This window comes from Caulobacter sp. UNC358MFTsu5.1, from assembly GCF_000712075.1.
Taxonomy (GTDB): domain Bacteria; phylum Pseudomonadota; class Alphaproteobacteria; order Caulobacterales; family Caulobacteraceae; genus Caulobacter.
On the sequence record NZ_JONW01000005.1, the window covers coordinates 1,230,510 to 1,251,488 of the forward strand.

The following is a 20,979-nucleotide window of genomic DNA, read 5'->3' on the forward strand; positions in this document are numbered from 1 at the left end:
AACTAGCGTTTGAATTATAACGGGAGGACGCCGCAGATGGCGCAGAGCACGGGCCGGGTCGCCGGCAAGAAGGCCTTCATCACGGGCGGCGCCCAGGGCCTGGGCGCGGCGGCCGCGCGGCGTCTGGCCGAGGAAGGCGCCAAGGTCAGCCTCGCCGACATCAACTTCGCCGGGGCCCAGGCCGTGACCGACGAGATCAACGCCGCCCACGGGGCCGGCACGGCCTTCGCCTTCCAGCTGGACGTCACCCAGGAAGACCAGTGGATCGAGGCCCTGGAGAAGGCCGACGCGGCCATGGGCGGGATCTCGGTGCTGCTCAACAACGCCGGCGTCGCGGGCGACAAGCCGCTGGAGCAGATGGAGTTCGACCTCTGGAAGAAGATCATGTCGATCAATGTCGACAGCGTCTTCCTGGGGGCCAAGCACGCCCTGAAGTACATGCGCGCGCACCAGCCGGGCTCGATCATCAACATCAGCTCGATCGCCGGCCTGATCGCCAACCACAATTCGCCGGCCTACAACGCCTCCAAGGCGGGCGTTTGGCTGCTCAGCAAGAACATCGGCCTCTACTGCGCCAAGATGGGGCTGGATATCCGCTCCAACTCGATCCACCCGACCTTCATCGACACCCCGATCCTGGACCCGCTGAGCCAGCGCCTGGGCAAGGAGGAGGCCCACGCCAAGCTGGGCCGTCAGATCCCGCTGGGCCACATCGGCGAGCCGAACGACATCGCCAACGCCGTGCTCTACCTGGCCAGCGACGAGAGCAAGTTCATGACCGGCGCCGAGCTGAAGCTGGACGGCGGGATTTCGGCGATGTGATCATCGGGGACATGCCCTTGCGGCGTGTCCCCATCCGCTAGCGTCGAGCCAAGACTTGGGGACACGCCGCAAGCGCATGTCCCCGGTCCCGCCTACCGCGGCGCCCGCTTCGCCAAAATCCGCTGCAGGGTCCGCCGGTGCATGTTCAGCCTGCGCGCCGTCTCGGAGACGTTGTGGCCGCACATCTCGTAGACCCGCTGGATGTGCTCCCAGCGCACGCGGTCGGCGCTCATCGGGTTTTCCGGCGGGGCCGGGGCGGCGTCCTTGGCGGCCAGCAGGGCGCGGGCCACGTCGTCGGCGTCGGCCGGCTTGGACAGGTAGTCGATCACCCCGGCCTTCACCGCCGCCACGGCGGTGGCGATGTTGCCGTAGCCGGTCAGCATGATGACCTTGGCGTCGGGGCGGACGTCGCGCACGGCCTCGACCACCTTCAGTCCGGTGCCGTCCTCCAGCCGCATGTCGAGCACGGCGTGGGCCGGGGCCTGGGATTTCAGGGCGCTCATCGCCTCGGCCACCGAGGCGCAGAGCGTCACCGCAAATCCGCGCTGTTCGAGGGCTCGGCCCAATCGCGTCCGTAGCGGCGCGTCGTCGTCGAGGAGCAGCAGGGACTTGTCGGGCAAGGCCGCGACCATTTCACCGATATCCGCCATGAAATTCAGCGCCTCCCAACGCCGACACTCAACCGGGCCACGAGCGAGCTATCTTGTTGCCCATTTCCCGAGTGTCGCAAGTGTTTCATCACAGCTCGCTCGCACCGATGATGGCCGGCGCCTCCAGCGCCGACCTCGGCCAGCGCGCCGCGACCACCGCGCCGCCGCGCCGACCGTTCTTGAAATCCACCGTGGCCCCAGTTCGTTCCAGCAGGGTCTTGGCGATGAAGAAGCCCAGGCCCATGCCGATGTGGCCGGTCCTGGACCCTTCCGCCCCCGGGCGGGACGTCACATAGGGCTCGCCCAGCTTGGCCAGGATCTCCGGCGAGAAGCCCGGGCCGTCGTCGCGCACCTCGATCACCACGGCGCGGGCGTCGAAGCGGGCCACGACGATCACCTCGGCCCGGGCGAAGTCGACGGCGTTCTCGACGATGGTCGTCAGGGCGTGGAGGATCTCGGCGCGGCGCCAGATGTCGGGCGCGGAATCGCCGGGCGGGCCGTTGACCACCGCCTCCACGCGGATGCCGTGGATCATGTGCGGCTCGATCACCTCGTGCACCAGCTGGACGAGGCTGATGCGCTCGTGCACGGCGTCCTTGGCCTCGGGCATCTCGGTCAGCCGGGCCAGGATCTCGCGACAGCGGGCGGCCTGGCCGATCATCAGCTCGGCGTCCTCGCGGGTCTGCTCGTCGGGCGCGTTGCGGATCATCTCGCGGGCCACCACCGAGATCGTGGCCAGGGGCGTGCCCAGCTCGTGGGCGGCGGCGGCGGCCAGGGCGCCCAGGGCCGACAGGCGCTGCTCGCGGGCCAGCACGGTCTCGGTGACGTTCAGGGCCAGCTCCATGCGCGCCGATTCGGTCGCCGCCTGCCAGGCGTAGGCCCCGGTCACCGCGATGCCGAGGATGCGCGACAGCACGATGGTCATCAGGGTCAGGCCGCCGGGCACGGGCCCCGGTCCCGCCGACGGCCGGTAGGGCAGCGGCAGGTTGAAGAAGGCCAGGATCACGCAGGCCGCCACCGCCAGGACGCCGATGGCCGCGGCGAACCGGGCCGGCAGGGTGGCGGCGGCCAGGGTGACGGGCGCGATCAGCAGCAGGGAGAACGGATTGATGATCCCGCCGGTCAGGTACAGCATCCCCGCCAGCTGCAGGGTGTCGAAGGCGATCTGGGCCGTGGCCTCGACCTCGCGCGCCATCCGCTGGCCGCCGAAGGCCAGGCCGATCAGCACGTTCAGCCAGGCCGACATGGCGATCAGCGAGAAGCACAGGGCGTAGGGGACCTTCAGGTCCAGGACGAGGCCGGCGATCAGCACCGCGGCGGTCTGGCCGACCACCATGATCCAGCGCTGGGCGATCAGGGTGCGGACCCTCAGGCGTCCGCGACGAAGCCCCGGACCCGCCCAGGACCAGTCCTCGTCTTGCGCCGCCTCGACGTCAGGCTTATCGAGCCCCGGTCGAGGCGAACTGTGCGGCGCATTCTTGAGAGACGCGTCTGCCATGTCGCACCTTAAGGCCAGAAATTCTCCCCTGGCGAGAGCGAAAGGTTCAACGCCCATGCCGCGTCATCGGTTGTTCGCGATTCTGGCAGGCCTCGTGGCCGTGCTGGTGGCCGGCGGGCTGATCTACAAGACCGGCGTTCTGGACAAGGCCCCGCCCCCGTCCCTGGTGGGCGGCCCGTTCCAGCTGGTCGACCAGAACGGCCAGCCGACCACGGAAGCGGCGCTGAAGGGCCAGTGGAACGCGGTGTTCTTCGGCTTCACCTACTGCCCGGACGTCTGCCCCGGCACCCTGCAGGCCCTGGCCGCCGCCAGCGACCAGCTGGGCCCCAAGGCCAAGGACCTGAAGATCGTCTTCATCTCGGTCGATCCCGGCCGCGACAATCCCGAGCAGCTGAAGACCTTCCTGTCGGGCCCCACCCTGCCCAAGAACATCCTGGGCCTGACCGGCACGCCCCAGCAGGTGGCGGCCGCCGCCAAGGCCTATCGCGCCTACTACAAGCAGGTCGGCGACGGGCCGGACTACAGCGTCGACCACTCCACGGCCATCTACCTGATGGATCCCAAGGGCCGGTTCAGCAAGGTGATCGCCTACAACCTGCCGCCCGAGGAGATCGCCCGGCAGATCAAGGACGCCATGGAAGGGCGCTGACCGGCGCCCGCGACGCTGTACCGCTACCGGAAGGCGGTACCTTCTTAGGGTTTGGCGTGTTATGTTGCATTGCAACATTCTGGATGCGCCATGCTGTACGCCCTGCACGAGGCCAGTTTCTACGCCTCCACGCCCCTGCGCTTCGCGGCCCTGGCCGCGCGCGACTTCTGGGGCTCGCCCCTGAACCCGGCGGCCGACACCGATCTGGGCCGGCGCATCCACGCGGGCGCGGACCTGTTCTCGAACGTCACCCGCCGCTACGGCAAGCCGGACTGGCGCGTCGACACGGTCAAGATCGGCCAGGTCGACGTGCGCGTGCGCCCGACCGTGGTCTGGGAAAGCCCCTGGGCGCGGCTGATCCAGTTCGACCGTGACATGGCCGACATGCGCCGGGCCGGCAAGTTCGCCCTGGACCCCGCCGTGCTGATCGTCGCCCCCCTGTCGGGCCACTACGCCACCCTGCTGCGCGGCACGGTCGAGGCCTTCCTGCCCGACCACGCGGTGTTCATCGTCGACTGGATCAACGCCCGCGAGGTCTCGGTCCTGCAGGGCCGTTTCGACTTCCACGACTATATCGACCACATCCAGCAGATGCTGCGGCTGCTGGGCCCGCGCCCCAACGTCGTGGCCGTCTGCCAGCCGGGCCCGCCGGTCCTGGCCGCCGCTGCGCTGATGGCCGAGGACAACGACCCCTCGCGCCCGGCCAGCATGACCTTCATGGGCTCGCCCATCGATGCGCGCCTGTCGCCGACCGTGACCAACCAGCTGGCCGAGGAAAAGCCGTTCACCTGGTTCCAGTCGAACATGATCTACACCGTGCCCGCGCCCTATCCGGGCATGGGCCGGCGCGTCTATCCGGGCTTCGTCCAGCTGGCCAGCTTCATGAGCATGAACGCCGAGAAGCACCAGCAGGCGCACCAGCGGTACTTCCAGGACCTGGTGAAGGGCGACGGCGACAGCGCCGACAAGCACCTGGAGTTCTATGACGAGTACCTGTCGGTGCTGGACCTGACCGAGGAATTCTACCTCCAGACCATCGACATCGTCTTCCAGCAGTACCTGCTGCCCAAGGGCGAGCTGGTCCATCGCGGCCGGTTGGTGCGGCCCGAGGCGATCACCGACATCGGCCTGATGACGGTCGAGGGCGAGAACGACGACATTTCCGGCATCGGCCAGACCCAGGCGGCGCACGCCCTGTGCTCGTCCCTGCCCGAGTCGATGAAGGAGGACTACGTCCAGCCGGGCGTGGGCCACTACGGGGTGTTCAACGGCCGCCGGTTCCGCGAGGAGATCTATCCGCGCGTCCGCGACTTCATCCTGAAGAACGATCCGAACTTCCAAAGCTAGGCTTGAGCTTCGCTGACGAAATCTGCGAAACAGGGCCATGTCCGACGCCCCTGTTTCGCTGATCGATCGCCTGGCCGGCCTGGCCTTCAGGACCAAGCTGTTCGCCACGGGCGTGGTCTACATGCTGGTCATGTTCGCACTGTCCGAAGCGACCGGCGACGACCTCGTCCCACGTCTGTGGTTCGCCACGACGCTGCCCGTCGTCTGGGGACTGGCCTTGCTGGCCCAATGGCTGTCGATGCGGCCTCGCCCCGCCTTCGCCGAGGCGGTCGCCGGCGTCGTCGCCTCGGCCCGTCGACGACCTTTCGTCGCGGTGTTCTACGCCGCCGCCGCCGTCGCCATCGAGGCGCAGACGATAGCCTGGGCCCTGGGCCGTTCGTTGATCCCCGACCTGTAGCGCGGCCCCCCTTGCACCTGGACCGTTGCGGCGCGATCTAGAGGACATGAACCTCTTCCGCCCGCAGCGCTACGCCGACGGTGACCGGCTGGACGTGCGCGGCTGCGCGGTGCGGCTGAAGGTCGACGGCCGGGCGCGGCGGATCTCGCTGCGGGTCGACCGGGCCAAGTCCGAGGTGGTGGCCCTGGCCCCCTCCCCGCGCCGGCTGTCCGAGGCCGTGGCCTTCGCCCACGAGAAGGCCGACTGGATCGCCGGCCAGTTGGCCGCCCTGCCCAATCGCCAGGTCATCGCGCCGGGCGGGATCCTGCGCCTGCTGGGCAAGCCCTATCGGCTGGAGGTCGGCCCCGGCCGGCCGAAGATGACGGAAGACGCCCTGATCGCCCCGGACGACAGCGCCTGGGGCCTTCGCATCCTGCGCCTGGCCAAGCGCGAGGCCCTGACCCGCCTGACCGAGCGCACCGCCCACCACGCCGCCGCCCTGGGCCGGCCCATGCCCTCGGTGGCCATCGCCGACCCCAAGGCCCGCTGGGGCTCGTGCCGCCCGGCCCGCCCCGGCCATCCGGCCGCGATCCGCTACAGCTGGCGACTGGTCCTGGCCCCGTTCGAGGTCGCCGACTACGTCGTGGCCCACGAATGCGCCCACCTGATCGAGGCCAATCACGGACCCCGGTTCTGGGCGCTGTGCGAGAAACTGTCGGGCGATCCCGCGCCCCACCGACGCTGGCTGCGGGCCCACGCGGCGGAGCTGCACGCGATCTCGGCCTAAATCCAGTCTTCCCTCCCCCTCGTGGGGAGGGTGGACGCAAAGCGGACGGGTGGGGTCTGCTGACTCGTCTTGCTGACTCATCAAACCCCACCCGACCCTGGCTCCGCCAGGGCCACCCTCCCCACAAGGGGGAGGGACAGGCCGATTAGTACGGCAGCTGCTCCGGCGCGGGCGTCCCCGGAGCCGGGGTTTCCGCCGCCGGGCCTTCGGGCGCGGCCGAGGGGTCCAGCAGGGCGCCGATCGGGTCGTCGCCGGCCGGGGGCGGGGGCTCGATGACGCCGCCGGGGATCGGGGTGGCCTTCAGGCGCGGCAGGGCCGCGGCCATGAAGTTGCGCCAGATCTCGGCCGGGGCGCCGCCGCCGGTGACCTTCTTCATCGAGGTGTTGTCGTCCTTGCCGGTCCACACCGCCGTGACGAAGCCGCCCGTATAGCCGACGAACCAGGCGTCGCGGTAATCGCTGGTGGTGCCCGTCTTGCCGGCGATGTCGTAGCCCGCGACCTTGGCCCGCGCGCCGGTGCCGTTGGCCACGACCTGGCGCATCATCTGGTTCATGTACTGCAGCGACGGCGAGCCGATCACCGCCGGGCGCTGGGTCTTGTCGACGCTGTGGTCGTACAGGACCTTGCCGCTGGTCGTGCGGATGCGCTCGATGCCGTAGCCCTTGGCCAGGAAGCCGCCGTTCGAGAACGGGGCGTAGGCCTGGGCCATCTCCATGGGGCTGACCTCGACCGCGCCCAGGGCCATCGACGGGTCCAGCTGGATCTTGCTGGTGATGCCCAGGCGGCGGGCGGTGTTGGCGACGTTGCTGGTGCCCACCTCGCTGGCCAGGCGCGCGGCGACGGTGTTGATCGACTGGGCCAGGGCCGTCTGCAGGGTCATCGGACCCAGGTACTTGTTGGTGTAGTTCTTGGGCTCCCAGTTGCCGATCTTCACCGGCTCGTCGACCACCATGACCGACGGGTTGCGGCCCTGGTCCATGGCGGTCAGGTAGACGAACGGCTTGAAGGCCGACCCGGCCTGGCGGCGGGCGCTGGTGGCGCGGTCGAACTGGGTCTCGCCGTAGTCGGCGCCGCCGACATAGGCGCGGATGCGGCCTTCGCCGTCGATGGCGACCAGGGCCGCCTGCTGCACGCCCTGGGTCTTGTGGCCCTCGACGCCGACCTGGACCGAGCGTTCGGCGGCCACCTGGATCGGCAGGTCCAGGGTGGTCTCGACCACCAGGTCCTCGGTCGGCTCGCCGACCAGCGAGCGCACCTGGGCGTCGACATAGTCGGTGAAGTACTGGGCGCGCTGGTTGGCCAGGGTGGCCGAGACGCGGACGGGTTCGGCGAAGGCCTGGTCGCGCTGCTCGGCGGTGATGGCCTTCATCCGCACCATCTCGTCCAGAACGATGGTGGCGCGGCGGGCGGCGCGGTCGCTGGCCGAGACCGGCGAGTAGCGGGCGGGGGCCTTCATCAGGCCGGCCAGCAGGGCGGCCTCGCCGACGGTCAGCTGGCTGGCGGGCTTGTTGAAGTAGCGCTGCGAGGCGGCCTCGATGCCGTAGGCCCCGGCCCCGAAATAGACCCGGTTCATGTAGAGGGCCAGGATCTGCTTCTTGCTGAACTTCAGCTCCAGCCAGACGGCCAGGATCAGCTCCTGGGCCTTGCGGCGATAGTTCTGGGCCGGGCTGAGGAACAGGTTCTTGGCCAGCTGCTGGGTGATGGTCGAGCCGCCGCGCTGGGGTCCGCCCTCGTGGCTGAGGTTCCAGATCAGCGAGCGGGCGATGCCCCAGGGGTTGAAGCCGATGTGGTGGTAGAACTGGCGATCCTCGATCGCCACGAAGGCGGCCGGCACGTATTCGGGCAGGGCGTCCAGGTCGACGGGCGGCGCGTACTGGCTGCCGCGCACGGCCAGCAGGGCGCCGGACCGGTCCAGATAGCTGATCGAGGGCTGGCGCTTGACGTCGTACAGCTTGGAGGTGTCGGGCAGGTCGCTGGCGAACACCGCGAAGAAGGCGACGATGAAGATCAGGCCCCAGACGCCCAGCACCATCGTCCAATAGAGCAACGCCTGCAGCGGCGTGCGCTGAGGTTTCGCCGGCTTGTTCCCGCCGAAGACGCCGTTGGCCATGTCAGTCCTTGATCCCGAAAGGGCGCGAAGTCCCGGGGCCGCGCCGAAATCCGTTTAGCCGAAGCTCACAAAACGCGCGACAAGATTGACGAGGGATGAACGGCCTTCGGTGCGGCCCAGTGGGCGCCTTGCGCGCGGCGCGTGTTCATGGTTCGTTTCAGCCTGTGGTCGCGACCGGGGAGGCTGGCGACCGTCCATGCAGGGGCCGTGCAGCCGATGTCCGCTTTCAAGCCGATTTTGGGGGCCGGATCATGGCGCCGCGCTTGGCCTGGGCTCCGCGCGCTGTCAAAAGACGCCCGTGTACGACCAGCCTGATTCCGTCATCGACCCCTCGCCGCCCTCGCTCGACGCGGCGCGCGAGGTCCTGCGCCGCACCTTCGGCCATTCGGACTTCCGGGGCCTGCAGGCCGGGGTGATCGGCGAACTGCTGGCCGGGCGCAGCGCCCTGGCCGTGCTGCCCACCGGCGGCGGCAAGAGCCTGTGCTACCAGATCCCCGCCCTGGTCCGTCCGGGCCTGGGCCTGGTGGTCTCGCCGCTGATCGCCCTGATGGCCGACCAAGTGGCGGGCCTGCAGCAGGCCGGCGTCGCGGCCGAGCGGCTGGACAGCAACACCCTGCCCGCCGAGCGGGCCGAGATCTGGCGGCGGATCGACGACGGGCGGCTGGACCTGCTGTACCTGTCGCCCGAGGGCCTGATGCAGCCGTCGATGCTGGAGCGGCTGTCGCGCCTGCCCCTGTCGCTGGTCGCCGTCGACGAGGCCCACTGCGTCAGCCAATGGGGCCACGACTTTCGGCCCGAATACCGGATGCTGGGCCGCCTGGCCGAGGTGTTCCCGCACGCCCCGCGCCTGGCCGTCACCGCCACCGCCGACGCCCGGACCCGCGACGACATTCGCTCGGAACTGCGCCTGAAGGGCGCGGCCGAGTTCGTCGACAGTTTCGCCCGCCACGAGCTGGCCCTGAACGCCGAGCGCAAGAAGGGCAAGGGCCACGACCGGGTCATCGAGCTGGTCACCGAGCGGCCCAACCGCGCCGGGGTGGTCTATGCCGGCAGCCGGGATTCGACCGAGAAGCTGGCCGAGAAGCTGATCGCCGAGGGCATTCCGGCCCTGGCCTATCACGCGGGCCTGGACAAGGCCGTGCGCGCCCGGCGGCTGGAGGAGTTCCTGGAGGCCGACGAGGCGGTGATGGTGGCGACCATCGCCTTCGGCATGGGGGTCGACAAGCCCGACGTCCGCTTCGTGATCCACGCCGATCCGCCGGCCGCCATCGAGGCCTATTGGCAGGAGATCGGCCGGGCCGGCCGCGACCGCCAGCCGGCCGAGGGCATCACCCTCTACAGCTCCGCCGACCTGGCCTGGGCCGTGCGCCGCATCGAGGCCCAGAGCGCGCCCGACGAGGTCAAGGCGGTGCAACTGCGCAAGCTGCGCCAGTTCTACGCCATGCTGGAGGGCGTCACCTGCCGCGCCGCCGCCGTCCGCCGCTATTTCGGCGAGGAGGGGGTCGAGCGCTGCGGGGTCTGCGACATCTGTGTTGCGCCGCCTGTCGGCGTCGATGCGACGCAGGCCGCCCAGAAGGCGCTGTCGGCCGCCCACCGCATGGGCGGACGGTTCGGACGCGGCCGCCTGGTCGACCACCTGCTCGGCAAGACCAAGGACGTGACCCAGGCCGAGGCGACCATGTCGACCTTCGGCATCGGCAAGGAATTCAGCCCCCAGGGCTGGCGCGACCTGATCGACACCCTGGTGTTCGAGGGCCTGCTGCGCGAGGACCCCAACGACGGCCGGCCGCTGATCGGCCTGGGCGACGGCGAGGGCGTGCGCCAGGTCTATCGCGGCGAGCGGCTGGTCTCGCTGCGCCAGCAGCCGATCACCGCCGACGGCCAGGCCAGGTCCGGGGCGGGCAAGACCGCCCGCAAGCGCCAGGCCCTGACCGTGCCACTGGAGGACCAGGCCCTGTTCGAGGCCCTGCGGAGCTGGCGGCGCGAGGAGGCGGCCCTGCAGCACGTGCCGCCCTACGTCATCTTCCACGACGCCACCCTGGCCGAGATCGCCGCCGCGCGGCCGGCCACCGCCGCGGCCCTGGCCAAGGCCGGCGGCGTGGGCCAGGGCAAGCTCGACCGCTATGGCGAGGCGGTGCTCAAGGTGGTGCGCGACAACTAGAAAAGGACGGCGGCGCCGCAAGCGCGAGAAACGTTTTGCCGCCGGGCGTGTTAAGAGTGTTGACCCCATCTCCTCCATGGATTTCGGCACGGGATTTCGCATGACCGACTTCACGATCAAGACCGCCACACCCGCCAAGACCCGCGCCAAGCGCGCCAAGGCCGCCGTGGACAAGGCCGTCGAGACGGTGACCGAAAAGGCCCACGTCGCCGCCGAGTACGCCGCCGAGAAGGCTGGGGTCGCCCGGTCCTTCGCCGCCGAAAAGGCCGAGGTCGGCAAGGCCTGGAGCATCGAGAAGGCCAAGGCGGCCCACGTGATCGCCGAGGAACGCCCCGTCGCCGTGGCGATCGGCGCGTTCGTGGCTGGCGCGGTGTTCGGTTTCCTGCTGGCCCGCAACTTCGACCGCTAGACCCGGCGTCAGAGCGTCAGCCGCTCGGCGTTGACGCCGGCGGCGCGCAGGGCGGCCAGCCGAGCGAAGGCCAAGGTCAGCGCCTTGCGGCGCGCCGGGGCCAGGGGCGCGACCGGCGCCTCGCGCACGATCGCCCCGCCGAAGCCGTCGGCGACGATCAAGCCCGGCTCCTCGGGCAGGATGCCTTCCGGGAAATCCGGCGACACCGAGAAGTAGAAGGCGTCGCAATAGGGGGCGTATTCGGGCCATTTGCGATCGACCCGGAAGTCCTCCAGCCCCGACTTCACCTCGACGATCAGCACATCCCCCTTCGGCCCCAGGGCCATCACGTCGGCGCGCCGCCCGTTGGGCAGGGTGACTTCGGCCAGGGGCGCGTAGCCCAGCGACACCAGGAACCGCGCCGCGCCCCGGGTGACGAGGTCGGTGGTCTCGGGCCGCGTGCGGAGATCGACGATGATGTCCATGCCGAAAACATGTTCCAGCTTTGTTCGCGGATCAAGAGGTCAGTAGTGGTAGCGGCATTGCGCCACTTCGAACCGCTGGTCTTCGCCCCAACCCACGACCCGATAGACGAGCCGATCTTCCAGCGTGATCCGCCGGGACCACCAGCCCTTCAGGTCGCCCTTCAGCGGTTCGGGCTTGCCGGTGCCCTTGAACGGCGTGCGCAGACATTCCTTGATCATGGCGTTCACCCGGTCCAGCACGGTGCGATCGGCGGCCTGCCAATGCAGGTAGTCTTCCCAGGCCTGCTCCGAGAAGACGAGCTTCACGGCTCGATCAGCGTCCGCTCGACGCCTTGCCCGGCATCGAGCTCGGCGATCGACTTACGCAGACGCTCGGCGTTGGCCGGCGACGATAGGAGGTGCAGCGTCTCTTCCATCGCATGCCAGTCCGACAGCGAGACCATCACGACAGACTCCGCCTTCTGGCGGGTGATCACGACCGGAGCACGGTCATCGACGACCCGATCCATGACCTCCTTGAGGTTGGCTCGGGTGTCGGAATAGCTGAGCACGTCCATCGGCAAAGCCTCCAAAATCACGGATTATATGTACTGATATTTGTACAAATTCAAGATGGCGTGCCGACCTCAACGTCGTTAGCTTGCTCGCGAAGCGTCACCTGACCCGCGAGCCGAACGCCATGAGCCTCACCGCCATCTTCCTCAATATGCTGCCCATCTTCCTGCTGATCGGCGTGTGGATCTTCTTCATGAAGAAGATGGGCAAGGCCTCGCCGGCGGTGACCACCCAGCTGGACTGCATGACCGCCCAGCTCGAGGAGACCCGACGGATGAACCAGACGCTGGAGCGGATCGCCGTCGCCCTGGAAGAGCGCCGAGGCGCCTAGCGCGACCCGTGCCGGGTCACCCGCAGCCTCGAGGTGTCGTAGCCCATCGCCCGGGCCCGGTCGGTCAGGGCGCTGAGCTGGGCCGGCGTCGGCGGTTCGCGGGTCAGCAGCCACAGATAGCGGCCCGAGCCCTCGCCGACGATCGACCAGCTGTAGTCGTCGGCGTGGTCCAGCACCCAGTAGTCGCCCAGGAAGAACGGGCCGAAGAACGAGACCTTCAGCTTGGCCGAGGTGGTCGCGTCGGCGACCTTGGCCTTGCCCTCGCTGACCTTGGCCGGGCCGGTCGGGCCGCCCTGGCGGCAGGTGTTGAGCACCCGGATCAGGCCGTCGGGACGTTTTGAGTACTCGGCCGTGACGCCGTCGCAGCCCTTCTCGAACCGCATGTCGTAGCGGGCCGCCTCGTACCAGCGCCCGGCGTAGCGCTCCAGATCGACCGCCTTGGCCGGCTGGGGTGGGTGCGGATTGCCGCTGGGCGGGGCCATGCAGGCGGCGACGGCGACCGCGGTCAGCAGCAGGGCGGCGACGAGGCCGGAGGCGTGGAGCGTCCGCATCTCAGGCCGGCGGCTGCTGCGGATATTCCAGCTTGGCGTAGCCGAGGCTCTTCACCCGCTCCAAGGCCTGGGCCTTGACCCCCTCGCTCAGCACCGGCCGACGGGCCAGCAGCCACACATAGTTGCCGCCCGGTGTGGCCATGATCGCCCACGAATGGTCGTCGGCGCAGTCCAGCACCCAGTATTCCTGCTTCTTCAGCCCGCCCAGGAAGCTCATGGTGAAGCGGGTGTTCTGGCTGCCCGCCAGGATCTTGCCGGTGGTGTCGAACGCCTTGGCCGCGCCGCTGGCCGAGCCCCTTCGGCAGACCTGGTGGACGGCGAAGCCGTCGGCGCCCTTGCCGGTGAACTCGGTGGTCGGGGCCTCGCAGTCGCGCTGGCCGGCGTTGGGCGTGCGGGCGATCTCGTACCACTTGCCCGAATAGAAGCTGGTCGGGATGGCCTTGGCCGGCGGCTTGGCGGCCGCCAGCGCGCCCCCGCCCGCGAACAGGCCCGCGGCGAGCAGGCTGACGGCGATCGAGATCGAAAGACTGCGCATGACGCCCACCTTGCCCCACAAGTCGTCCACAACGCAAAACGCCCCGCCGGGGTTCCCTTTGAGGGGTCCCGGCGGGGCGCTTGGTTCAGGCGATAGGAGGCCTATTCGGCGGCGATGGTCACCGGCGCGACGCGGTCCTTGAAGTTGATGGCCTGCAGGTGGCGGATGCCTTCCTCGGCGATGTCGTCGCCGACCATGCGGTCGCCCTCGCCCTTCAGCTCCTCGATGTCCACGTACATGGCGTAGAACGCCTTGGTGCGATCGGTGATGATGCCGGCGTTGAGCAGGGTCTTCACCAGCACCCGGAAGATGTTGGTCTGCTCCTTCATGTTCTCCCGACGCAGGTCGTCGGTCATGATCTTCCCGTACTCCTCGACCACCTTGTCGGGGTCCAGGCCAAACTCGCGATAGAGATCCAGCTGCTGGTGCGGCGAGACCAGGTTGAACAGCAGGGTCTGGAAGCAGTGCGCCGCCCAGTCCTCGATGATCGCGTGCTCCTCGGGGCTCAGCTTGGGCACCGTGCGGTCGGCCCAGATCTTCCCGAACTTGTGGTGGAAGGCCTCGTCGGTCATCACCAGCTGCAGCAGCTTCTTGCCGACCGGGTCGTTGATATTGTTGAAGAAGGTGGCGAAGGCGCCCATGGCCAGGCCTTCCACCAGCATCTGCATGCCGATGATCTTCTTATAGACCTCGGGCGCGCCGATGATCTCGACCAGCAGGGTCTTCAGGGCCGGCCCGCATTCGACCGGCTTGCCCCAGCGGGCCTTGATGTACTTGGCGAAGGCCGTGACGTGGCGGGCCTCTTCGCGGGTCTGGTTGGCGGCGTATTCCTGGGCGCCCTGGTCCTTGAGCACGTGGCACAGGCTGGCCGACAGGTTCAGCGCGCCCTGCTCGCCGTGCAGGATCGACGAGAAGCTGCGCAGCACCGACTGGTTGATGAAGCGGATGCGCTGCTTGGGATCGGAAAGGTGGTCGGAGACGTAGTCGGTGGACAGGGCGATCACCAGGTCCTCGGGAACCAGCGCCTGGTTCTCCATGTCGAACGGCTCGTCGAAATCGATATAGGCCTTGTCCAGCGGGTCCCAGAAGTGGTCGTGGGTGGCCGAGATGATCTTGTCGAAGGCGCTGGAGCGGTTGCCGTAGCGGTCGAGTTCGAGCATCGACTCGAAGTCGTCCGGCGCCACCGCGTCGTACATGGCGTCCTTGGTGATGTTCTTGTCCGTCGCGCTGGTCATCCTTGGGGGCTCCTCGCCTAAAGGGGCTGGACAGGCCCCGTCTAACGCGGGTCTCTGGCCTATCTAAACACTGTCAACTCAAAGACGCGGCGGGGTCAAATTAAAAATGACGACTGCGTCAGGTTCGCAAATGGGCCCGGGGCCCCTGGGGAAAGCACGGCCATGGGGCTCAACGTCTTCGTCCTGACCGGCGCCGGCATCTCGGCCGAGAGCGGCCTGGGCACCTTCCGCGACACCAGCGGCATCTGGACCCAGTACGAGCTTTCCGAGGTGGCCACCCCCGAGGGTTTCGCCCGCGACCCGGCCAAGGTGCGGGCCTTCTACAACGCCCGGCGGACCAATCTGGAGGGCGCGGCGCCCAATGCGGCGCACACGGCCCTGGCCCGGCTGCAGGCGGGTCTGGCCGCCAAGGGCGGGCGTCTGTTCCTGTGCACCCAGAACGTTGACGACCTGCACGAGCAGGGCGGCTGCGTCGATGTGGTCCATATGCACGGCGAGCTGCGGGTGACGCGCTGCCACGCCTGCGGGGCGACCTGGCCGGACCTGGATCCGCTGAACGCCGACATCGGCTGCCCGGCCTGCGGCCGCGTCGGGACCGCCCGCCCGCACGTGGTGTGGTTCGGCGAGGAGCCGCTGTTCCTGGACGCGATCGGCGACGCCCTGGAGGAGTCCGACCTGTTCGTGTCGATCGGCACCTCCGGCTCGGTCTATCCGGCCGCCGGCTTCGTGGCCGAGGCGCGGCGGCTCGGGCTCCGAACCTGCGAGCTGAACCTGGAGCCCTCGGACAACGCCCGGGCCTTCGACGAGCGGCGCTATGGACCGGCGACGGAGGTGGTGCCGGCCTGGGTGGAGGAGGTGCTGGGCGGGTAGGACCTCACCCTAGTCGCGTATCCACCCATCGAAGTAATCGGTCTCGGTGAGAAGGTCGGGTTCGCTGGAAACGACCGCCAGCGTGGCGTCGGGAGACACGGGCGCCTTGTCCTCATGACGCAGGCAGATGAACGCCTGGCCATCCCAACCGAAGGTTACCGCTCGGCAGGTCGCTGCCGATCGGACCGTGCCAGCACATACAGCGTTCGGGTCGATCGATCGCCGTATGCGGTCTAGCAAGTCCTCTTCCGACAGGAGGGGGATCAGGTGCGGTTCGGCCAGGTCTTCGTGAAAATGGCCCGCATCGGCGGCCGCTCCGGGATCGCGCCAATCGACGACGAACTGGAAGACGTCTCCTCCACTCCGCAGGCTGTCGAATGTCATCTTGGCGATCAGCGAAATGGACGCCTGCGTCCTTTCGGCCGGAACGTCATCACCATAGAGCTCGAACGCGGGAAAAATCGCATAGGCCTTCATGCCGTCAATCCGTCGGCCATGGTCGAGGTTCGCAACAGCGTCACGACGCTCCTACCCCTCCAGCCCCGCCAGCACCTTCGGATCCCGTTTCGCCAGCTCTACGATCCGTTCGATCAGGGCGTCCTTGCTCTCCAGCGCCAGACCGTCCCTCAGCCGCGCCAGGCGCTCGCGGACATAGCCCCGCCCCGTGCCGTCCAGCAGGTTGGCCGCCACGACCACGGCCGCTTGGTGCTTGCAGGCCCCGAACTTGTCGAAGCCCGGGCAGGTGCAGGCGCCCTCGCCGTCCGGGGCGCGCAGGGTGACGACATAGAGGTCGCCGGCGCTGCCCTTCACGTGGGCGGTGACCGCGTCGTCCTCGATGGCGACCAGGTCGACCGACCCGGCCTCGGCGATGGCCGCGCCGCTCTCGAACCAGCGCTCGTCCATGCGGCCCCGCCACGCATCGGCGTCAAAAAGCGTGTCGCCGTGGCTCATGCGTCGTCCTCGATGCGGTGGATGTCGTCGTCCGACAGTCCGAAATGGTGGCCGATCTCGTGGACCAGCACGTGGGCGATCAGTTCGCCCAGGGTGACGTCGCCGCGCTCGCACCATTCGTCCAGGATCGGGCGGCGGTACAGGAACACCATCGACGGCTGCGGCGTGGGGTCGAACAGCGAGCGGCGGGCCAGGTCGACGCCCTGGTAGAGACCGGTCAGCTCGAACGGGTCCTCGATGCCCAGGTCGTCCAGCACCTCGTCGGAGGCGAAGTCGTCGATGCGGAACACCACGTCGCCGGTCTGGCGGCGGAAGTCGGCGGGCAGGTCGTCGAAGGCCCGGCGCGCCAGGGCGGCGAAGTCGTCCAGCGAGGGGGCCATGCGTTCGGTCCAGGTCATGGTCGGTACATAGGCCGGAGGGACGGCGCCGGAAAGCCTCCGCGACCGCCACGCTCATCGCGCTCTGGCCACGCGCGGCCTAATCTGTGAAGCTGATTCGCTAACCATGACCGTAGCCAGGGGCCGACGCCAAGCCTGATGACCTCGTCCGACCTGATCTTGGCCGCGACGGCCGGCGCGGTCTGCCTCGCCCTTTGCGCCACCCTGTGGGCGATGTCGCAGCGGCGACGCTTCGAGGACCACCTCGCCCGCCTGAAGGCCCGCGCCGTCCGCCTGGAGACCCGGCTGATGGACAGCCAGGGCGCGGCCGAGGCCTTCGAGAGCGCCGTGGTCGTCCTCCACGACGACGGCGTCGACCTAGTGTCCGGCGAGGACGCCCTGGCCGCGTGCGCCGAGATCCTCGACGTCGCCGCCGACGCCCAGGCCGTGGTCCTGGCCCTGACCGAAGCCGATCCGTCCCACGCCCAGAAGCTGAAGGCCCTGTTCGAGCAGGGCCAGTCCTGCGCTTTCGAGGCCCGCGGCCCGCGCGGCGGCGTGGTGGTCGAGGGCCGGGCGGCGGGGACGCGCGCCTGGCTGCGCCTGTGCGCGGCAGCCGCCAGCGAGACCGGCCTGCCGGACGCCGGACGCTTCGCCGCCTTCATGGACGGCCTGGTCGAGCCGGCCTGGATCTCGGGCGCCGACGGCGCGCCGGTCTGGGGCAACGCGGCCTATCTGCGGGTGGTGGGGGTCGAGACGGCCGCCGACGCCTCGCGCGACAACAAGTCGATCGACCGGGCCGCCGACGCCCTGGCGGTCGAGGCCGCCAAGGCCGGCGAGCTGCGCGAACTGGTCCGCTGGGTGCCGCTGGACGGCCGCCGCCGGGCCCTGCGTTTCTCGGCCCAGCCGCTGGACGGCGGCGGGGTCGGGGTGTTCAGCAGCGACGTCACCGAGGTCGAGGACATGCGCGACGCGCTGAAGAAGCACGTCGCCGCCCACGACGAGACCCTGAACCACATCGCCGACGCGGTGGCGATCTTCAGCGCCGGCCGCCGCCTGGCCTTCCACAACACCGCCTTCGCCGAGCTGTGGGGCCTGGAGCCGGCCTGGCTGGCCGAGCGCCCGACCCACGGCGAGGTGCTGGACCGCCTGCGCCAGCGCCGCCGCCTGCCCGAGACGGTCGACTACGCCAAGTGGAAGGCGGCGGAACTGGCCCGCTACGAGGACCTGGGGCCCCAGGCCGACGAGATGTGGGACCTGCCCGACGGCCGCACCCTGCGCGTCGTGCGCCAGCCCCACCCGCTGGGCGGCATGCTGGTGCTCTATTCCGACATCACCGGCGAGCTGCGGCTGAAGGCCCAGTACAACGCCCTGATCCAGGTGCAGCAGGCCACGCTGGACAAGCTGAACGACGCCGTGGCGGTGTTCGGCTCGGACGGCCGCCTGCGCCTGCACAACGAGGCCTTCGAGACCTTCTGGAACGTCTCGGCCCAGGCCCTGGAGGCGGCGGTCGACTTCGAGGGCGTGGTCGAGCTGTGCGTGCCGCGCCTGCACGACCTGAGCTTCTGGCGCGAGCTGAAGGGCCGGGTGGCCGATCCCGACCCGCAGATGCGCGCCCCGACCTCGGGCGAGACCCGCACCTCGGACAACCGCATCATCGTCTATCAGAGCCGCCCGCTGCCCGACGGCGCCACCCTGATCGCCTTCGCCGACGTCACCGACACCCGCCAGCTGGAAAGCGCCCTGGCCGACCGCTCGGCGGCCCTGACCGAGGCCGAGCGGCTGAAGCGCGACTTCGTCGGCAACGTCTCGTACGAGCTGCGCACGCCGCTGACGACGATCATCGGCTATTCGGAGCTGCTGGAGCGGGCCGACGGCCTGACCGAGCGCGGGCGGGGCCACGTGGCCTCGGTGCGCGCCGCCGCCACCCAGCTGGCCCGCTCGATCGACGACGTGCTGGACATGGCCCAGATCGACGCCGGCGAGATGGCGCTGGAGATCGAGGACATCCGCGTGGCCGGCCTGCTGGCCGACGCCCAGGAGCGTTCGCTGAACGCCGCCCAGATCGGCGGGGTCACCCTGTCGGTCGAATGCGACAAGGACGTCGGCCTGATCCGCGGCGACCACAAGCGCCTGTCGCAGATCCTGGACCACCTGATCGAGAACGCCCTGCGCCAGACCCCGCCGGACGGGGTGGTCACCCTGTCGGCCCGCCGGGCCCTGGGCGAGGTGCGGCTGGACGTGTCCGACACCGGCCGCGGCGTGCCCTTCCACGTCCAGGCCCACATCTTCGATCGGTTCGTGGGCCGGGATCGCGGCGGGCCGGGCCTGGGCCTGGCCCTGGTCAAGGCGCTGGTCGAGCTGCACGGCGGCTGGGTGGCGCTGGAAAGCGAACCCGGCGCGGGCTCGACGTTCACCTGCCACCTGCCGGAGACCCAGCAGCCGGGGGCGGCGCAGCCGGAGTTCGGGTTCTAGGGCAAGGTTTGGGCGGCGAACACTTGCCCCCTACGGACCGCTTCGCGGTCGTCTTCCCCCGAAGGGGGAAGAGCGTTCGGCTCCGCCCCCTTCGGGGGCGGATAGACGGCGAAGCCGTCAGGTGGGGGCAAGTGGGTGAGCCACCGCCCCCAAAAAGACAATCCTAGTGCTGGCTTTCCGGCAGCCGCACCACCAGCCCGTCCAGGGCGTCGCTCACCTTGATCTGGCACGACAGGCGGCTGTTCGGCTCGACGTTCTCGGCGAAGTCCAGCATCGACTCTTCCATGGCCGACTTCTCGCCGGTCTTGTCCAGCCAGGCGTCGTCCACATAGACGTGGCAGGTGGCGCAGGCGCAGGCGCCGCCGCAGTCGGCGTCGATGCCCGGCACGTTGTTCTTCACGGCGCCTTCCATGACCGTCAGGCCCGGCTTGACGTCGATGACGTGGTCCGTGCCGTCGTGCTCGATGTAGGTGATCTTGGCCATGGGTCCCCTGAACTGGCTTTTGAACGGTCGTTTTACGCCGCTACTTCTTTCATGGAAATCGTGGTGTCCGCCAGCTTCTCGATGCTGACGGGCGTGCGTTTGGCGATCAGCTGCTTGCCGGCCATGAATTCGGGCGGCGCGTTGACCGCCTCGACGGCCTGGACCAGGTCGCCCTTCAGGTGGAAGACGGCGAACTTGGCGGCCGCCACGTCGCCACGCACCACTTGGCGGTCGGTGTCGAACGGCAGGCCGGCGATCTGCAGTTTCAGGTCGTACTGGTCCGACCAGAACCACGGGATCTCGTGCGGCGGCATGGCCTTGCCGGCGATGGCGGCGGCGGCCTGCTTGGCCTGCTCCAGGGCGTTGGGCACGCTCTCCAGGCGGAACTGGCGGTCGTAGGTGGGCAGCGGCCGGTGGGTCAGGTCGCCGATCGCGAACACGAACGGGTCGGCCGTGCGGGCCTCGATGTCGACCACCACGCCGTTGGCGCACTCCAGGCCCGCGTCGCGGGCCAGCTCCTCGTTCGGGACCGCCCCGACCCCGACCAGGGCCGCGTCGCAGGCGATGACCGAGCCGTCGGCCAGCCGCACGCCGGTGACGTGGCCGTCGACCCCGTCGAAGCCCGCGACGTTGGCGTCCAGCACGAAGGTCACGCCGCGTTCGCCGTGATAGTCCTGGAAGAAGTTGGACAGGGTCTCGCAGGCCACCCGGGCCAGGACGCGGGGCTCGCGCTCGATGATCGTGGCGTGGCCGCCCAGGGCCATGGTCGAGGCCGCCGCCTCCAGGCCCACATAGCCGCCGCCCACCACCGCCAGCCGCTTGCCGGGGCCCAGGGCCGCCTTCAGGGCCTCGGCGTCGGCCGCCGTGCGCAGAGCCAGGACGCCGGCCAGGTCGGCGCCGGGGATCGGCAGGGCCCGGGCCCGGGCGCCGGTGGCGAGGATCAGGTAGTCGTAGGGCAGGGTCTCGCCCGAGGCGAGGCTGACGGTCTTGGCGCCGCGGTTGATCGAGACGACCACCCCGCCCAGGCGCAGGGAGACCCCGGCTTCCTCGTACCAGCTGCTGGGCTTGAGCTGCAGGCTGTCGGCGTCGGCCTCGCCCTTCAGCCAGGCCTTGCTGAGCGGCGGGCGCTGATAGGGCAGCAGGGGCTCGTCGCCGATCAGCACGATCGGGCCGACATGGCCGTACTGGCGGAGGAAGGCCGCGGCCGAACCGCCGGCGTGGCCGGCGCCGACGATGACGACGCGGGCGTTCAGATCCCCGGTTCCAGCTTCACTCCCAATGCCGCTCAACGCCAAAGTCCTCCCGTTCGAGCAAAGATGACGGTGGCGTCACCTTTTTGCAAGCC

Annotated in this window: 24 protein-coding genes; 10 read left to right on the plus strand and 14 right to left on the minus strand. The window is 69.4% G+C overall.

The features are described from left to right. Positions 1–36: 36 nt before the first annotated feature. Positions 37–822 (plus strand): SDR family oxidoreductase, encoded by a 786-nt coding sequence (locus BR39_RS0107620; RefSeq protein ID WP_029909356.1) that lies wholly within the window; start codon positions 37–39, stop codon positions 820–822. A 92-nt stretch (positions 823–914) separates the two neighbouring features. Here the strand turns inward: BR39_RS0107620 and BR39_RS0107625 are convergent, their stop codons facing one another. Both BR39_RS0107625 and BR39_RS0107630 read right to left on the minus strand, forming a co-directional pair. After that, positions 915–1,472 (minus strand): ActR/PrrA/RegA family redox response regulator transcription factor, encoded by a 558-nt coding sequence (locus tag BR39_RS0107625; RefSeq protein WP_029909359.1) that lies wholly within the window; start codon positions 1,470–1,472, stop codon positions 915–917. 88 nt (positions 1,473–1,560) lie between these two features. Further along, positions 1,561–2,970 (minus strand): ActS/PrrB/RegB family redox-sensitive histidine kinase, encoded by a 1,410-nt coding sequence (locus BR39_RS0107630; protein WP_029909361.1) that lies wholly within the window; start codon positions 2,968–2,970, stop codon positions 1,561–1,563. A gap of 55 nt (positions 2,971–3,025) precedes the next feature. Between BR39_RS0107630 and BR39_RS0107635 the strand changes: the two genes are divergently transcribed. The 4 genes from BR39_RS0107635 to BR39_RS0107650 all read left to right on the plus strand — a co-directional run bounded on the left by BR39_RS0107635 (position 3,026) and on the right by BR39_RS0107650 (position 6,129). Next, positions 3,026–3,619 carry an SCO family protein gene (locus BR39_RS0107635; protein WP_029909363.1) on the plus strand — a complete coding sequence of 198 codons (594 nt, stop codon included), beginning with the start codon at positions 3,026–3,028 and terminating at the stop codon, positions 3,617–3,619. A 90-nt stretch (positions 3,620–3,709) separates the two neighbouring features. Then, entirely contained in the window at positions 3,710–4,966 is a 1,257-nt protein-coding gene (locus BR39_RS0107640) for a polyhydroxyalkanoate depolymerase (RefSeq protein WP_029909365.1), read from the plus strand. A gap of 37 nt (positions 4,967–5,003) precedes the next feature. Beyond that, positions 5,004–5,363, plus strand: coding sequence for a hypothetical protein (locus tag BR39_RS0107645; protein ID WP_029909368.1), 360 nt, complete (start codon positions 5,004–5,006; stop codon positions 5,361–5,363). 46 nt (positions 5,364–5,409) lie between these two features. Continuing rightward, on the plus strand, positions 5,410–6,129 hold the full coding sequence (locus BR39_RS0107650; RefSeq protein WP_029909370.1) for a M48 family metallopeptidase: 720 nt from the start codon (positions 5,410–5,412) through the stop codon (positions 6,127–6,129). A 145-nt stretch (positions 6,130–6,274) separates the two neighbouring features. On the opposite strand, the gene BR39_RS0107655 is transcribed toward BR39_RS0107650, so the two are convergent. Continuing rightward, a complete protein-coding gene (locus tag BR39_RS0107655; protein ID WP_029909372.1) occupies positions 6,275–8,239 on the minus strand; it encodes a transglycosylase domain-containing protein in 1,965 nt (654 codons plus the stop codon). 322 nt (positions 8,240–8,561) lie between these two features. On the opposite strand from BR39_RS0107655, the gene recQ reads away from it, so the two are divergent. Beyond that, positions 8,562–10,400: a DNA helicase RecQ gene (recQ, locus tag BR39_RS0107660; RefSeq protein WP_029909374.1), complete on the plus strand. Its 1,839-nt coding sequence runs from the start codon at positions 8,562–8,564 to the stop codon at positions 10,398–10,400. A gap of 100 nt (positions 10,401–10,500) precedes the next feature. After that, positions 10,501–10,809: a hypothetical protein gene (locus BR39_RS0107665; RefSeq protein ID WP_029909376.1), complete on the plus strand. Its 309-nt coding sequence runs from the start codon at positions 10,501–10,503 to the stop codon at positions 10,807–10,809. An 8-nt stretch (positions 10,810–10,817) separates the two neighbouring features. Here BR39_RS0107665 and mmcB read toward each other — a convergent pair whose 3' ends face one another. Genes mmcB through BR39_RS0107680 form a run of 3 tightly spaced genes read right to left on the minus strand, consistent with a single transcriptional unit; the run spans position 10,818 to position 11,830 of the window. Beyond that, positions 10,818–11,273 (minus strand): DNA repair putative endonuclease MmcB, encoded by a 456-nt coding sequence (mmcB, locus tag BR39_RS0107670; RefSeq protein WP_029909379.1) that lies wholly within the window; start codon positions 11,271–11,273, stop codon positions 10,818–10,820. Between the two features lie 39 nt (positions 11,274–11,312). Further along, a complete protein-coding gene (locus tag BR39_RS0107675; protein ID WP_029909381.1) occupies positions 11,313–11,579 on the minus strand; it encodes a Txe/YoeB family addiction module toxin in 267 nt (88 codons plus the stop codon). Next, entirely contained in the window at positions 11,576–11,830 is a 255-nt protein-coding gene (locus BR39_RS0107680) for a type II toxin-antitoxin system Phd/YefM family antitoxin (RefSeq protein WP_029909383.1), read from the minus strand. Before BR39_RS0107680 ends, BR39_RS0107675 begins: the two co-directional genes overlap by 4 nt. 122 nt (positions 11,831–11,952) lie before the next feature. Between BR39_RS0107680 and BR39_RS0107685 the strand changes: the two genes are divergently transcribed. After that, positions 11,953–12,159 carry a hypothetical protein gene (locus BR39_RS0107685; RefSeq protein ID WP_029909384.1) on the plus strand — a complete coding sequence of 69 codons (207 nt, stop codon included), beginning with the start codon at positions 11,953–11,955 and terminating at the stop codon, positions 12,157–12,159. On the opposite strand, the gene BR39_RS0107690 is transcribed toward BR39_RS0107685, so the two are convergent. The 3 genes from BR39_RS0107690 to BR39_RS0107700 all read right to left on the minus strand — a co-directional run bounded on the left by BR39_RS0107690 (position 12,156) and on the right by BR39_RS0107700 (position 14,480). After that, positions 12,156–12,641: a lipocalin family protein gene (locus BR39_RS0107690; RefSeq protein WP_051695338.1), complete on the minus strand. Its 486-nt coding sequence runs from the start codon at positions 12,639–12,641 to the stop codon at positions 12,156–12,158. The two genes, BR39_RS0107685 and BR39_RS0107690, sit on opposite strands and share 4 nt — an antisense overlap. 70 nt (positions 12,642–12,711) lie before the next feature. Next, positions 12,712–13,245 carry a lipocalin family protein gene (locus BR39_RS0107695; protein ID WP_029909388.1) on the minus strand — a complete coding sequence of 178 codons (534 nt, stop codon included), beginning with the start codon at positions 13,243–13,245 and terminating at the stop codon, positions 12,712–12,714. Between the two features lie 101 nt (positions 13,246–13,346). After that, a complete protein-coding gene (locus BR39_RS0107700; protein ID WP_029909391.1) occupies positions 13,347–14,480 on the minus strand; it encodes a ferritin-like domain-containing protein in 1,134 nt (377 codons plus the stop codon). A 162-nt stretch (positions 14,481–14,642) separates the two neighbouring features. On the opposite strand from BR39_RS0107700, the gene BR39_RS0107705 reads away from it, so the two are divergent. Beyond that, positions 14,643–15,350 carry an NAD-dependent deacylase gene (locus tag BR39_RS0107705; RefSeq protein WP_029909393.1) on the plus strand — a complete coding sequence of 236 codons (708 nt, stop codon included), beginning with the start codon at positions 14,643–14,645 and terminating at the stop codon, positions 15,348–15,350. A gap of 9 nt (positions 15,351–15,359) precedes the next feature. Here the strand turns inward: BR39_RS0107705 and BR39_RS0107710 are convergent, their stop codons facing one another. Genes BR39_RS0107710 through BR39_RS0107720 form a run of 3 tightly spaced genes read right to left on the minus strand, consistent with a single transcriptional unit; the run spans position 15,360 to position 16,699 of the window. Further along, the gene (locus BR39_RS0107710) at positions 15,360–15,827 is read right to left on the minus strand and encodes a hypothetical protein (RefSeq protein ID WP_029909395.1); all 468 of its coding nucleotides are present in this window, start codon (positions 15,825–15,827) and stop codon (positions 15,360–15,362) included. 51 nt (positions 15,828–15,878) lie between these two features. Beyond that, positions 15,879–16,301 (minus strand): SWIM zinc finger domain-containing protein, encoded by a 423-nt coding sequence (locus BR39_RS0107715; protein ID WP_029909403.1) that lies wholly within the window; start codon positions 16,299–16,301, stop codon positions 15,879–15,881. Continuing rightward, the gene (locus BR39_RS0107720; RefSeq protein ID WP_029909404.1) at positions 16,298–16,699 is read right to left on the minus strand and encodes a metallopeptidase family protein; all 402 of its coding nucleotides are present in this window, start codon (positions 16,697–16,699) and stop codon (positions 16,298–16,300) included. The genes BR39_RS0107715 and BR39_RS0107720 overlap by 4 nt, the downstream gene beginning before the upstream one ends. Before the next feature lie 138 nt (positions 16,700–16,837). On the opposite strand from BR39_RS0107720, the gene BR39_RS0107725 reads away from it, so the two are divergent. After that, positions 16,838–19,150: a PAS domain-containing sensor histidine kinase gene (locus BR39_RS0107725; protein WP_029909406.1), complete on the plus strand. Its 2,313-nt coding sequence runs from the start codon at positions 16,838–16,840 to the stop codon at positions 19,148–19,150. Between the two features lie 163 nt (positions 19,151–19,313). Here the strand turns inward: BR39_RS0107725 and BR39_RS0107730 are convergent, their stop codons facing one another. Both BR39_RS0107730 and BR39_RS0107735 read right to left on the minus strand, forming a co-directional pair. Beyond that, positions 19,314–19,634 (minus strand): 2Fe-2S iron-sulfur cluster-binding protein, encoded by a 321-nt coding sequence (locus BR39_RS0107730; protein ID WP_029909408.1) that lies wholly within the window; start codon positions 19,632–19,634, stop codon positions 19,314–19,316. Positions 19,635–19,666: 32 nt separating this feature from the next. Next, positions 19,667–20,887 (minus strand): NAD(P)/FAD-dependent oxidoreductase, encoded by a 1,221-nt coding sequence (locus BR39_RS0107735; protein ID WP_156035657.1) that lies wholly within the window; start codon positions 20,885–20,887, stop codon positions 19,667–19,669. Between the last annotated feature and the right edge of the window lie 92 nt (positions 20,888–20,979).